We start from the raw sequence: 13,934 nt of genomic DNA, 5'->3' as shown, positions 1-13,934 counted from the left end.
ACTAAGTATCGGCGCGATAAGGTAAAAGTTTAGTACTAACTTTGCGGGCTTTACCCATTAAAAGTCGGGCTCTACCTCAAAGGTCAGTACTTGCTCTGTCACGGGGTGTTTTAGTTGCAACATTTGCGCATGTAGTTGTAAACGTGGCGCCGCGGCTAGGGCCTCTTTATGGGCATAAAGTCTATCGCCCAGTATTGGGTGGCCAAGGCTTAGCATGTGCACGCGTAATTGGTGCGAGCGCCCCGTAATTGGCGTGAGCTCTACACGTGTTGCGCCCGCTTCTCGTGCAAGTATTTTAAAGTGGGTTAGCGAGGGCTTACCGTTTTCATAATCAACCATTTGCTTAGGACGATTAGGCCAATCACATATAAGTGGCAAATCAACCGAACCGGTATCTTGCTCAAGTTGGCCGTAAACACGTGCAATATAGCGTTTTGCAGTTTCACGTTCTTGAAACTGCATACTTAAATGCCTATGAGCTGCCTTATTCATAGCAAGGCAAAGTATGCCCGAGGTTGCCATATCTAGGCGGTGCACTATTTTAGCTGTAGGAAAAACACGGTTAACGCGATTAATTAAGCTATCGGCATGTTTTGGATCTTTACCTGGCACGGTTAAAAGTTCGCTGGGTTTATTAACGATGAGCAAGTCGTCATCTTGGTGCAGTATTGTTAAATACGGACTCATTGGGGGATTGTAATTAACTAACACGGCCGACCTCAGTAATTTTGCAGGGCGCTATTTTAGGGGAGCGAGAGCAAAGGCTCAAGGAAAAGATAAAAGTTTAATTGCGTATTTTTCATGCTGGAATAAAACTGCACCAGCTTAAAGTTATAGGAACACATTATGGCAAGGCAAAGTATTTCACTTACTGAACAGAATGATTTATGGCTTCGTAATTACGTTGAAAACGTGGGGGGATTACACAAATAAAAGTGAATTGGTTAATGATTTAATTCGCCGTGCAAGAAGAGCAGAAGCAATAAATGGTAAGCTTGCTAACTCAGAAAAAAGCGGTTTTAGTGAACAATCGGCGTGCCGTTTGTGGCTCAGACAGCATTTTTTACAGAGTTACAGAAATAGGTATTGAAATAATGGCTATACTAGGTGGCTAAGATACTGATGAGTAATTGTAGAGGTGAATGTAAAAAGCACGGCCTGTAAACCGTGCTTTTTGAAGTGTAGTTTAGTTAAATCTTGAGCTAACTAACGGCAGATAGCTATAAACTAAACGCTCAAAAACCCTTTAGTGTGAAACTACGATTAAGCGTATCGCATCAAGTTTTAACTGGGCTTTTTCGATATGCGTTGTCAGCTCGCTGCGCTGCTTATCGAAGAAGGTAATTTCTTCTTGGCGAATATTAGGGTTAATTTGCTTAAGCGCTTCAAGGCGAGCTTGTTCTTCACCTAAGGTGCTTTGCATTTTTTCAAGTGACGCACTGCGAATAACCTCAAGCTGTTGCTGGGCCATCTCTTTTGCGGTATTGATCATTGGATGAACCGCACCTTGTAGAGCACCCGCTAACTTACTTGCAGTTTGACGACCAACGGCTGAAAGCTGTTGGTTAAAGCTATCAAATGCCACGTTTTCGCCGAGGTTATTACTGGCTTTATCAAGTAATATGCGAATAGGCGTTGGCGGTAAAAAGCGACCTACTTGCAGGGCTTTTGGTGCCATAGCTTCGGCTACAAATATTAGCTCAACAAAAAAGGTACCTGGTGGTAATTTTTTGTTTTTAAGCAAAGCTACAGAAGCACTACCAAAGTCATCATCACAAATCATGTCCATTGTGCCTTGCACCATAGGATGATCCCAGCTAATAAAATGTACGTCTTCTTGCGAAAGGGCGGTATCGCGGTCAAATGTAACCGTCATGCCATCTTCTTTTAAGCTAGGGAACGATGCACTTAGCATATGCTCTGTTGGCTTTAAAATAATGGTGTTTTCGCCTTTGTCTTCTTGGCTTACTCCAAATGTGTCGAATACGTTGATCATGTAACTTGGTAACTCAAATTGGTTATCAAGTGCTTCAATTTGTTCAACCAATGAATCGGCAGCGCCTTGGCCAGATGAATGCAGCTCTAATAAACGGTCACGGCCACTTTCCATTTGCTTGCGTAGCACGGCATTTTGTTTGGCTACTTGCTCAAGTAGAGGGTCGAGCTCTTCTTCATCACAATTATGGGCAGCAATGTAATCAAGTAGGTCTTCACTAAACTCTTTATACAATAGCTGGCCAGTGGTAGATGTGCTTTCAAATGCATCAAGGCCTTCGTTGTACCAACGCAGTAATACTTCTTGCGCTGTATTTTCAAAATACGGCACATGAATATTAACATCCTTTGTTTGCCCAATACGGTCTAATCGGCCGATACGTTGTTCAAGTAAGTCAGGGTTTAGTGGTAAATCAAATAACACTAAGTGATGCGAGAACTGGAAGTTACGTCCTTCTGAGCCAATCTCTGAACACAGCAGTATTTGTGCATTGTCGTATTCATCGGCAAAAAAGGCGGCTGCGCGGTCACGCTCTATAATCGACATGCCCTCGTGGAACACAGATGCTTTTATTGCTTCACGCTCACGCAAAATTTGCTCAAGGCTAATAGCGGTTTCGGCTTTGGCACAAATAAGCAGTACTTTTTCGTGCTTTAGGGTTTTAAGTGTTTCGATTAACCAATCTACACGCGGATCAAATGCGCCCCAGCTTGCACTTTCACCTTCAAACTCTTGAAAGATTTTTTCTGGAAACAGAGCGCGTTGTGCGCTTAGCTCTGCACTTTGTATACCGCTCATGCTGCCAAGTACTGACATTGCTGTTTTATATTGCTTTGGCAGTGCCATTGGGTAAGCATGTAATTTACGGCTAGGGTAGCCATCAATTCCGCTGCGACTGTTTCTAAACAAAATACGACCTGTGCCGTGGCGATCAAGCAGCATGTTAAGTATTTCTTTACGTGCCGGTAAATCACCTTGCTGAGCTTGTTCAAGCACATCAGTAATATCGGTTTCTTTTAATAGCTCAATAAGTGTGGCTTTGGCTGTATCATCAAGGGCTTGTGCTTGCAGTAGCTGATTTGCCGCTTCGGCAACGTCTTTGTAATTAGCTTCTTCTTCTTTGAATACGTCGTAGTCGTAAAATCTATCTGGATCGAGCAATTGCAAGCGGGCAAAGTGGCTACGGTGACCAAGTTGATCAGGCGTTGCTGTTAATAGAATAAGACCCGGAATATCTTGGCTAAGCTCAGCCATGCGCTGATATTCGGTGCTCGGCTTACCATTGTTAATGCTTAGGTGGTGCGCTTCATCAACAACTAATAAATCCCAATCAGCAAGTGTTGCTTGTTCAAACCAGCGTTTTTTCTTGGTTAAAAACTCAAGGCTGGTAAGCACTAGCTGCTCGGTATCAAATACGTTTGGCGAGTCTGCAAAGGCTTCGTCGCAGCGCTCTTCATCAAAAATAGAAAAACGTAAATTAAAGCGGCGTAGCATTTCTACTAACCATTGGTGCTGCAGGTTTTCTGGCACCACAATAAGTACACGGCTAGCACGGCCACTAATGATTTGTTGGTGTAAAATCATGCCGGCTTCGATGGTTTTACCAAGGCCTACTTCATCTGAGAGCAGTACCCGTGGGGCAAAACGTTTACCTACTTCTTGTGCAATATAAAGCTGATGCGGAATAAGGTTAGCGCGCTGGCCAATTAAGCCTTTAATAGGCGATTGCTGGCGCTCAAATTGGTGTTGCCATGTTTGGTAACGTAAGGTGTAGCGATCAAAGCGATCTACTTGGCCTGCAAATAAACGATCTTGCGGTTTATTAAACTTAATAAAATGATCTAAAAAGGTTTCTTTTAGCTTTGCTTCTTCGCCGGTATCAACGCGAGTACCTACGTAGCAAAGTAGTTCACCTTGCACTTCAATAGACTCTACTTCTAATTCCCATTCTTCAACGCTTTTGATCACATCACCTGGATTAAATGCCACACGGGTAACCGGTGCTTCTGCACTAGAATAAACACGGTTTTCACCACTGGCAGGAAATAAAATGCTGACCTGGCGGCCTTCAATGGCAACTACGGTGCCTAATCCTAAATCTGACTCTGTATCACTGATCCAACGCTGACCTAAGGAAAAATTCATGTATGTCTCGTCTATGAAGAAAAAGGCGGCTATGTTACCTGTTACATAACACCACTGCAAGGCGCTATTTGACTCACTTTTAATTAATTTTATAAGTGCGAATTAATCCCATTAACAGTGCTAACAAATGGCTCTTTTTTAGGTAAATAAAAACTATATCGTGTTTGTAATAAAACGGACTTTTATGACAAATAGACTAAACTTAGATTATGCCTTAGCAATTAAGTATTGCAGGTTTGAATTTAGGCCCGTTTTACTTAGTTATTTTGGTATAGCATAAAAATCATAAAACGTAAGGAAAGTGCTATGGAAAAAGCTTCGAACCTTGAAAGTAAAATGTATGTGCTAGACACCAATGTATTACTCCACGAACCCCTCGCTTATTTGTCTTTCCAAGAACATAACGTTGTCATTCCCATGACTGTTTTAGAAGAGCTTGACCACATTAAAGATAGAAAACACGACGTAAGCCGTGATGCACGAGTGGCTATTCGCGGCTTAGATGAGGTACTAAAAGACGCAACTCCAGAGCAAATGTTGCAGGGTGTTGCACTGCCTAGTAATAAAAAGGCAAATGCCAATTCAACCGGTACGCTCATTATTGTTAATGACCATCTTTTTGCCGATTCTATTTCTGGTTTACCGGGGGATGAAAACGACCACCGCATTATTAACTGCGCCGTGTATTTACAAAAACAGCACAGTGATTCAAAAATTGTATTAGTGACAAAAGATATAAACATGCGCCTTAAAGCAAAAGGTGCAGGCCTTAAATATGTTGAAGATTACCGTACCGACCAACTAATTGATGATATTGCTTTATTAACTAGCGGCTATAAAAAAATAGAGGGTGATTTTTGGCAGCACGTAGGGCAATGCGAAACACAGCAGCACGGCCGTGATACGTTTCATTATGTGGCTAAAAACTTAATTCCAGATGTGTTTTGCAATGAGTACATACTTGATGGCAGCGAGCACTTTGCTGCGCGGGTCAAATCTTACGATAACGAGCGTATTAAATTAAAAGATATTAGTGTTGAGCGTTTAATGCACCAGCAAGCGTGGGGCGTAAAACCTAAAAATATTTACCAAGGTATGGCACTCGACGCCTTGCTTGACCCTAGTATTGAGCTGGTTATTTTAACCGGCCCAGCGGGGTGTGGTAAAACATTACTGGCACTGGCCAGTGCGCTTGAAATGGTGATTGAACGTGGTATTTACGACAAGGTCATTGTAACGCGTAATACCCCCGAAATAGCTGAGTCTATCGGTTTTTTACCCGGTACCGAAGAAGAAAAAATGGCGCCGTGGCTAGCTGCAATTACCGACACCTTAGAGGTACTTCACAAAGGAGACGAGAACCCAATTTCGAGTCGCAATTACATAATGGAAAAAGCCAATGTACAGTTTAAGTCGGTGAACTTTATGCGTGGGCGTAGTATTCAAAATGCAGTGGTAATTTTGGATGAGAGCCAAAACTTAACGGCATCTCAGCTTAAAACTATTATTACCCGTTGTGGCGAGGGAACAAAACTAATTTGTAGCGGTAATTTAGCGCAAATAGATAGTAACTACTTAACCCCCGTTACTTCCGGCCTTACTTATATTGTTGAGCGTTTTAAAGACTTTGAAGGCAGTGCAACAGTTAATTTAAACGGGGTAGTGCGCAGCCGTTTAGCCTCCTTTGCAGAAGAAAATTTATAACTTGCGCAGAACAATTTGGCTCGATAGTCTAGTGGCTGACTATCGGGCCAAAACTTAGGCAAAACGTTGAAATTTTTACCTCTAAAAGACTATTACCGCTCTTTATTTGTAGCATTATTTGTTCCCTTATTTGTGGCATTTTTACTGTGTTTGCACTTGTATAATATAAAAGTTGAGCGCGCCATAGAAAAACGTCAAGCCGATTTTGAACAAGTGTCGGCTCAAGTTAGCCATATAATGAGCTCGGTAAACGACTTTTTTGACAATGCCTTTATATCGTATCAGCAGCCTAGTGTTGAGCAGTTCAATCGCAACTTACTAGAAGGTATTAATCAATACGACAATTACTACTACCGCCACTTTAGCGAGCGCCAAGGCGAAATAGTCGGTAAAGGGCAGTTTGCTTTTTCTAACCGTGCGTTGATCCAATGGCAGCAAGCTACAACCCTAAGCCCAACGTTTAATACCGCGTTATCGCTTATGCAATCGTTGTCGGCTGTTGCCTATGTTGATGATTCGGGGTTTGCCTATGTGGTAAGGCGTAATAAAAGCCAAAGCACTATGCTTAATAAAATTTTAAATGGTAATTTTAAGCCCACATTTATACCTGGCCAGCTTACCTCAAGCGCCATTGTTAAAATACGCGATAGCGCTTATTTTGCTATTGGCCGTAAAAAACAACCTAATTCGTCAGACTACATCATTTTAATATACGATTTAGAGGCCATGTCTAGCTGGCTTAAAAAGGTGGCACCAAGCGAAGGCGAATATGTGTTTATGAACCAGTCGCATCAAGTAATAGCCAGCTCTGTTAAGCAGTTAAATGAAGCAACAGCCCTAAAAGATTATTGGCCTGAATTAGCCCATAACAATGAAAAAATAAACTTAGTTAATAACAAAAATGCGCAGTTTTTTATGCAAGCAATGGGGAACCTGCCCATTCATGCCGCCTTTTATGAGCCGCAAATAAAAGTGATCACGCCAATTAGGTATGAGGTTCTTTTAGAGTTTGCGTTTTTAACGTTATTTTTAAGCTTAATGTTTGCGGTATTTTTTTGGTTAAGCCAACGTATTTTTGTTAGACCTATGACTCATTTAATGCAATATTTTGAACAAAATGATGCCCCTAAAGCTGCGCTTTCCAATTACCCCATTCCTTTAAATTGGCAGCCTTGGTTTTCTCGCGTTAAATATGTATTTGATAAAAATGCACAGTTAGTTGAGTCGCTCCAAGAGGCTAATAAAGAACTCGATGAGCAATTACAGTTGCAATCTCAAAAGCTAAAACGCAGCTACGAAGCAAAAGAGCGACACCTAGCGCTATTAAATACCATGCTAAATAGTGTGCCTGATCTTATTTACTTTAAAAATATTGATGGCTCTTTTTTAGGTTGTAATAAAGCATTTGAAGCCTATGTAGGCAAAGAGCAAGCCATCCTCGTCGGTAAGCGTATTGAAGATTTAGACAGCGACGATTTACAGTTAAGCCTACTAGAAAAGCAAGTTTTACAAACCAAAAGTAGCATTGAGCAACGCATAGATAGCACCGACAAATCGTATCAATTAACGATTGCCCCATTTTATAACGAGCACCAGCACTTATTAGGCACTATGGGAATTGGGCGAGACATTACTGAGCAGCAGCAAACTCTATCGGCGTTAAAAGCGTCAGAATCTAAATTTAGAAGTGCAATAGAGTTTGCAGCAAACAGTGTGGTGTTACTTTCGCTTGAGCACACCATATTGCAAGTTAACAAAGCGGCTCGTAAGTTATTTTCACAGCAAGATATTTTAACTGGTGAGCCACTAAAAATGCTGTTTGATGAGGCGCAGTGGCAAGAAATAAAAAATGCGCTTTGTCACTTATTAGATGATAAAAAACGGGTTTATCATTTAACGCTCTCACAAGGAAAGCTAACAAGTTGGCTGCAGCTGAGTGTGTCGCTGGTGTGGGATGAAAACCGTGATCCCTCTTATTATGTTATTCATATTCAAGATGTAAGTGCGCTGACTAAAGCTAAGCATGACGCAGAACGCGCAACAATAGCTAAAAGCCGCTTTATTGCTAATCTAAGCCATGAGATCCGCACCCCTCTTAACGCTGTGTTAGGGCTGTTAGATATGATAGTAGAGCAAGGCTTAAAAAATAAGCAGCTGCAACAAACTAAGCAGGCTAAAAACGCAGCTCAAAGCTTATTATTAATGCTAAACAGAATGCTCGATTTTGCCCGAGTAGAAAGTTCGCAAGCGCAAATAAAACCGGTGCCTTTTTGCTTAGTTGAACTGATTGATATTTGCGAGAGCTTAACAGCGCCATTGTGCCAAAACAAAGGGTTAAGCTTTAATATTGAAATAGATCCACTCATTAACCCCGCGCTGGTGGGGGATTCAATACGTTTGCAACAAATATTAGGTAACTTACTTACCAATGCCGTTAAGTTTACTAATAAAGGCAGTATTACCTTAAAAATGGTGCTTGAAGAAAATGACGTTTTAGATCAGCAACGTATTTGTTTTCACGTAATAGACAGTGGTGTAGGTATTGCTAAAGCTGACCAACGACGACTGTTTGATGCTTTTACTCAAGGCGATGAATCCTCTACGCGTATTCACCAAGGGGTCGGGCTTGGACTTGCTATAGTTAAACATGGTGTAGCCTTAATGGGCGGCGAAATTGCAATTAATAGCGACAAAGGCCGTGGATGTGAGTTTTTCTTTACTCTAGCGCTTGCGGTAGATACGGCTAAAAATAGTGTATTTATACCTAATACGTTAGCCATTGTGAGCGATGACACTGTACAGCTAAACGAAGTGGTTAATGCCTACTCACAAGTGGTAGCTATTGATTTAGAAGAGGCGCTTCGCTACCCAATAAAGCTTGCTGATGCACAGCAACTGATTATTGATGAAACCACATTGAACGATTTATTAAAGGTTGAATCTATACACGAAACGCTCAGTGGCAACTCATCCCCTGTGGTTGTGGTGAATCACGAACACACTTTAGCATTGCCTTGTACCACGCAAATTAACGCGCAACATGTTAAAGCTACGGCGTTAGCTCAGCGCTTGATTAGCTTAAATGCTAATGCGGGGGCAGAGCCACCTAAAGCCGCTGAAAATAATGAAGAAGTAAAAAAAGATATATCGGGTCTACTTATTATGGCGGTTGATGATAACCCGCTTAATTTAGACATTATTAGCAGTGTGCTAAAACAGGCCCATATAAATGTAATAACGGTTACCAATGCGCCAGATGCAATAGAGCTGCTACAAATATTAAAACCAGATTTAATTTTGATGGACGTGCAAATGCCGCATATTGATGGTTGCCAAGCAACGCAATTGATTCGCCAACAGTTTGACGCGCGCCAGCTGCCTATTTTTGCTTTAACAGCACATTGTGAACCTGCAGATGTTGAGCGCTCACTTAGTAGCGGCATGAATAAGCATTTAACTAAACCTGTGGTTGCAGCTGTGCTGTTAGATGCAATTAGAGACGTAGACTTTATAAAACCTAAGTTTTATGACCAAAGCTTTGCGCTCACCCAGTTTAATTTTGATGAAAATTTACTGGCAACCATGGTCGGAAAGTTTGCGAAGCTGTGTGAAACGCAGTTAGAACAAATTGAAGAAAACACCCAGCGAGATGAAGTGGTACGCTTAGTGCATAGCATTAAAGGCGTGGCGGGTAACTTAGGTTTTATTAGGCTTTCATTGTGTGCAAAACAATGTGAAACGCACCTTAAAACAACTAACGAGCCGCTTCAGCACACTTTAAAAGAGCTAATCATTCAGCTAAAGCAAGTGATTATATTTATTGAAACCTTAGGGGGACGGGATGTCGAAAAAAGCTAAAATACTGATTGTGGATGATGATCCCCTTAACCGGCTGGTGCTTGAAAAAACACTGGGCACGGAGCATGACGTATTTTTAGTCGAAAGCGGCGAAAAAGCGCTCACCTTTATTAAATCTAATCAGGTCGATTTAATTATTTTAGATGTGGTGATGCCAGGCATTGATGGTTATGAAGTGCTTGTACAGCTTAAAGAAAACCCTATTACTCAGTCTATTCCTATTGTGTTTATATCGGCTAATAATAGCCACACCGATGAAGCAAAAGGCCTTGAGTTAGGTGCAATGGATTACATCACTAAACCCTTTAATGCGTCTATAGTCAAAGTGAGGGTACGCAACCAATTACTGATCAAGCAAAAAAATGATTTGTTAGAAATGCTTGCCTCAATTGATGGTTTAACGGAAATACCCAACAGGCGTTATTTAGATGAAAACCTCTCTCGTGAATGGCGCAGAAGTAAACGTAATGGCTCGTGTTTGTCTGTTTTATTAATGGATATAGATCACTTTAAGCGTTACAACGATTGCTATGGCCACCGAGCGGGGGATGAGTGTTTAAAGCAGGTTGCCCAGGCGTTAGCAGCGCAATGTGAGCGTAGTACTGACTTTATTGCCCGCTACGGGGGAGAAGAGTTTGCTGCGGTATTACCCGATGTTAATAAACAACAGGCATTAGCATTTGCCCAAAAGTTAAGAAAAGCAGTAAACAGCCTCAATATAGAGCACAAAGCTTCGTTAAATGCAGATCACATAACAATCAGTATTGGCATTGCCAGTATGGAAAACGGCAATGCAAGTGCCGAACAAGCCTTACTCGAACAAGCTGACCTAGGGCTATATGCCGCAAAAGATGCAGGGCGAGATCAGGTGGTTGCGCTTAACTTATAATGTGGCTGTGTTTATATTAAAGCGTTATTTAAATCGGCCCCACACGTTAATGTTATTACCAAGTAGGGCTGCTTTACGCTACTAGCGATTATTTTGTGATCATGCCCAGTGCGCTTTCACCAATACCCACCAATTTATCATTTTTAAATACCAATGGCGTGCATTCATCTTTTGTTGTTTTGCCATCAGAGTGAATGCTGTTAGTCACGTAAAACAGTACCTGATACACATCATCGTCTTTTTTCAATAGCTCGGTAAAGTTTGGCGTTTTTAATTGCGCTAAAACAGATTGGTAGCTGCTATCCATTGTTAAATCTGCAATCGCTTCGCGGTTTTTTTTATGCTGATGTTGCCAGCTTGATGAGTCGTTACCTGCCCAGTGCGTTTCTGCTTCGCCATCTGATACGGCAATAACACAGCCTGTTAAAAACGGAGCAATAAGTGCAGCAGCTAAAAGTGATTTTTTCATTGTTATAGTCCTTGATGAGTTTTAATTTAATTATTTACTTATCAGGAGCAAGTAATAGGCCAATATAACAAAGTTATAAAATTCATAGGGTTAGATTGTGATGGCTGTTTTTAAGTGATTAATTATAAAAATCATTAGCAAAAACAGCCACTTTTTAGGTTTTTTAACGATTAAGCTAGCCTGCGTTTATTTAGCATAGCGAAAACACGTTACAGCTATTTACTAAATAGGATGAGCGACTTTGAGGCAGGTAAAACCTAGCCTCAATGCGCTAATTATTATTGCAAATTGCTATTATACCAAGCGGTTACGAGACTCGCCGTTAGTAAAGGCTGCAATATTTAGACTTACCTCATTAATTAAGCGCACGATAGACTCTGTGCTGGCCCATGCAATGTGAGGTGTAAGAAGCAAGTTTTCGCCTGTGTAATTAGCTAGCGGGTTAGAAGGCTCTGCCGGCTCTTTAGTAAGTACATCCACTCCCGCACCGGCAATTAAATTTTGCTCTAGGGCTGTGGCTAAGTCGGCTTCATTTATAATGCCACCACGGGCGGTATTGATAATAATACTGCTGGGTTTCATCATTTTTAGCTCATCTAACGAAATTAAATCACGTGTTTCATCAGTAAGCGGGCAGTGCACGCTAATTATATCAGCGGTTTTTAATACTTCTTCAAAAGGTGTACGGCCTTCTCTACAAGAGGCGCCTTTACGCTCTGCAACCACTACATTGGCTCCAAAAGCTTGCGCTACTGTCGCCACACCTTTACCTAGCGTTCCGCCACCTATAATGGCAAATGTTTTACCTTGTAAATCATTAAAGCTGTAATCTAATCTGCAAAACATCTCACTTTTTTGCCAAGCGCCTTGCTGGCAGTCGCGCTGGTAGCGGTGTGTATTACCTAATAAATTAGTCACTAACGAAAACGTGTGCTGTACAACCGAAGGGGTTGAGTAGCCTGCTACGTTGGTAACGGCAATACCAAATTCTTCAGCGGCGTTTAAATCAACATTATTAGTGCCTGTTGCACTTACACAAATAAGCTTAAGCGTTTTAAGTTGGCTTATCGTATCGCGATTTAGCACAACCTTGTTGGTAATAAGGACGTCCGCGCCTTGGCTGTGAGCAACAACTTGCTCAGGTGACGTAAGTTCGTAAGTAGTTAGCTCACCTAGTTCTTCAATGCAAGTTAACGAGGTTTTAGCTAAAGTAGCGTTATCGAGAATGGTGATTTTCATTGTGTGTCCTATCTAAATGCGTACCGTAAAATGGCAAGAGCGTTTAAGGTACTACGAATACACACCTTTGTTAATGCTATTACTACCAAATGCTTAGTACAAAAAGTCAGGTTGCTGATAAAAGTTTAAATTGGCTGGTCTGCCCACTCAAATATAAATAACATGATATTTTAGCGGGCTATATCGCTGGGGCCTGTTTATCAATTGAGGTTGAACTCACTTTCCTGTGAAAGGTCAACAAGCCTTATTAACGTTGATAAAACTAAAAAACAATGCACCAACCCCTTTTTGTGTGGTCATAGACTGAAATGGCTCGCAAATAAGCATAACCAAATGGCTATTTCTTATTTAAGAGTGGCTGAGTTATAATCAAAATTATATATAAACGGTACGTTTTGCGTGCCGTTTTTTTAACATTGTAGATGCAGTAATGAGTGAATTAGAAGATAAGTACGCAGACATAAGACCTTACAACGACGATGAAGTTGCGGCCTCGCTAGCGCGTTTAATTAACGATAATGCGTTTATAGATGTAATAGCAAAGTACAACTTACCGCGCTTTATATCCGCTATGCCTTTTATTGCTCGTACACTGGTGAGAAGCCAGTTACGAAAAAAATGGGGTAAATTTACGAGCGTTGAAGATGTACAAAACGAAGTTGCAAAGTATTTAGATAAACTTATAAAACGCACTACCTCAAAAGTTACCTTTTCGGGTTTAGACAAATTAGACCCGCAGCAGGCGTATTTATTTATATCAAACCACCGCGACATAGTGCTGGACCCTGCACTTGTTAATTGGGGTTTGTATCAATATAAAATGAAGACGGTGCGTATAGCAATTGGTGATAACTTATTGCAAATACCGTATATAACCGAGCTGATGCGTTTAAATAAAAGCTTTATCGTTAAGCGCTCAGCCAAAGCACCTAAAGAGATGCTTAAGGCGCTTACGCAGTTGTCGTCGTATATTTATGACTCGTTAACAGCAGGAAATTCTATTTGGATTGCGCAAAAAGAAGGGCGTGCAAAAGACGGCTTTGATCAAACAGATCCGGCGCTTTTAAAAATGCTGCAACTTAATGGTCGTAAACAAAAGAAAGAATTTGGCGAGTACATTAAAGAGTTAAAAATTGTTCCGGTGTCTATTTCTTATCAGTATGAGCCTTGTGCAATTTCTAAAGCAAAAGAGCTTTATCATAAACAGCAGCACGGTGAATACGTAAAATCAGCAGGCGAAGACATAGCAAGTATTGTTGAAGGATTTAGCTCTGCTAAAGGGCATGTGCATTTAGCATTTGGACAACCGGTTGAAAGCGGTTGCGATGATGCTGATGAGCTGGCGCAAACAATTGATAAGCACATTGTTGAGTCTTTTTACTTACACCCAGGAAATTACATTGCCGGTGGGTGCAAGCAAGCAGTTATTGATGAGCCCGATACCGCCACTTTTGAGCAGCGTTTAGCCTTAGTGCCAGAAGAGCTAAAGCCACTTGTTTTAGCTATGTATGCAAAGCCATTTCAACGCAAAACTGAAATCACAAACAAAGTATGTGAGCAAAGCCATTAGGCATCTGCGTTGGCAAATAGCGTAATAAAGCAGCGTAAACGCTAATGCCAGTCAGTTAAGCTGA

At 41.2% G+C, this 13,934-nt stretch carries 8 protein-coding genes; 4 read left to right on the top strand and 4 right to left on the bottom strand.

All coding sequences use genetic code 11. The annotated features are described in order from the left end of the window. Positions 1-57: 57 nt before the first annotated feature. Positions 58-711: a bifunctional tRNA pseudouridine(32) synthase/23S rRNA pseudouridine(746) synthase RluA gene (rluA, locus tag B4F91_RS13625; RefSeq protein WP_024031523.1), complete on the bottom strand. Its 654-nt coding sequence runs from the start codon at positions 709-711 to the stop codon at positions 58-60. A gap of 535 nt (positions 712-1,246) precedes the next feature. Next, the gene (gene rapA / locus B4F91_RS13620) at positions 1,247-4,141 is read right to left on the bottom strand and encodes an RNA polymerase-associated protein RapA (RefSeq protein WP_286938404.1); all 2,895 of its coding nucleotides are present in this window, start codon (positions 4,139-4,141) and stop codon (positions 1,247-1,249) included. A 306-nt stretch (positions 4,142-4,447) separates the two neighbouring features. On the opposite strand from rapA, the gene B4F91_RS13615 reads away from it, so the two are divergent. The 3 genes from B4F91_RS13615 to B4F91_RS13605 all read left to right on the top strand — a co-directional run bounded on the left by B4F91_RS13615 (position 4,448) and on the right by B4F91_RS13605 (position 10,592). Beyond that, on the top strand, positions 4,448-5,845 hold the full coding sequence (locus B4F91_RS13615) for a PhoH family protein (protein WP_004585867.1): 1,398 nt from the start codon (positions 4,448-4,450) through the stop codon (positions 5,843-5,845). 66 nt (positions 5,846-5,911) lie between these two features. Then, positions 5,912-9,703, top strand: a complete 3,792-nt coding sequence (locus B4F91_RS13610; protein WP_064385726.1) for a PAS domain-containing hybrid sensor histidine kinase/response regulator — start codon at positions 5,912-5,914, stop codon at positions 9,701-9,703. Then, positions 9,687-10,592, top strand: a complete 906-nt coding sequence (locus B4F91_RS13605; protein ID WP_024031527.1) for a diguanylate cyclase — start codon at positions 9,687-9,689, stop codon at positions 10,590-10,592. The genes B4F91_RS13610 and B4F91_RS13605 overlap by 17 nt, the downstream gene beginning before the upstream one ends. 88 nt (positions 10,593-10,680) lie before the next feature. Here the strand turns inward: B4F91_RS13605 and B4F91_RS13600 are convergent, their stop codons facing one another. Then, positions 10,681-11,061, bottom strand: a complete 381-nt coding sequence (locus B4F91_RS13600; protein ID WP_004585870.1) for a DUF3192 domain-containing protein — start codon at positions 11,059-11,061, stop codon at positions 10,681-10,683. 294 nt (positions 11,062-11,355) lie between these two features. After that, positions 11,356-12,300: a D-2-hydroxyacid dehydrogenase gene (locus B4F91_RS13595; protein WP_264390075.1), complete on the bottom strand. Its 945-nt coding sequence runs from the start codon at positions 12,298-12,300 to the stop codon at positions 11,356-11,358. A gap of 430 nt (positions 12,301-12,730) precedes the next feature. Between B4F91_RS13595 and B4F91_RS13590 the strand changes: the two genes are divergently transcribed. Next, positions 12,731-13,870, top strand: coding sequence for a 1-acyl-sn-glycerol-3-phosphate acyltransferase (locus B4F91_RS13590; RefSeq protein WP_273588899.1), 1,140 nt, complete (start codon positions 12,731-12,733; stop codon positions 13,868-13,870). Positions 13,871-13,934: the final 64 nt, after the last annotated feature.

The sequence above is a fragment of the Pseudoalteromonas sp. UBA6610 genome (assembly GCF_002433295.1).
GTDB lineage: Bacteria > Pseudomonadota > Gammaproteobacteria > Enterobacterales > Alteromonadaceae > Pseudoalteromonas > Pseudoalteromonas atlantica.
The sequence above is the reverse complement of the archived record's forward strand: the minus strand, read 5'-3'. Positions and strand labels throughout refer to the sequence as shown.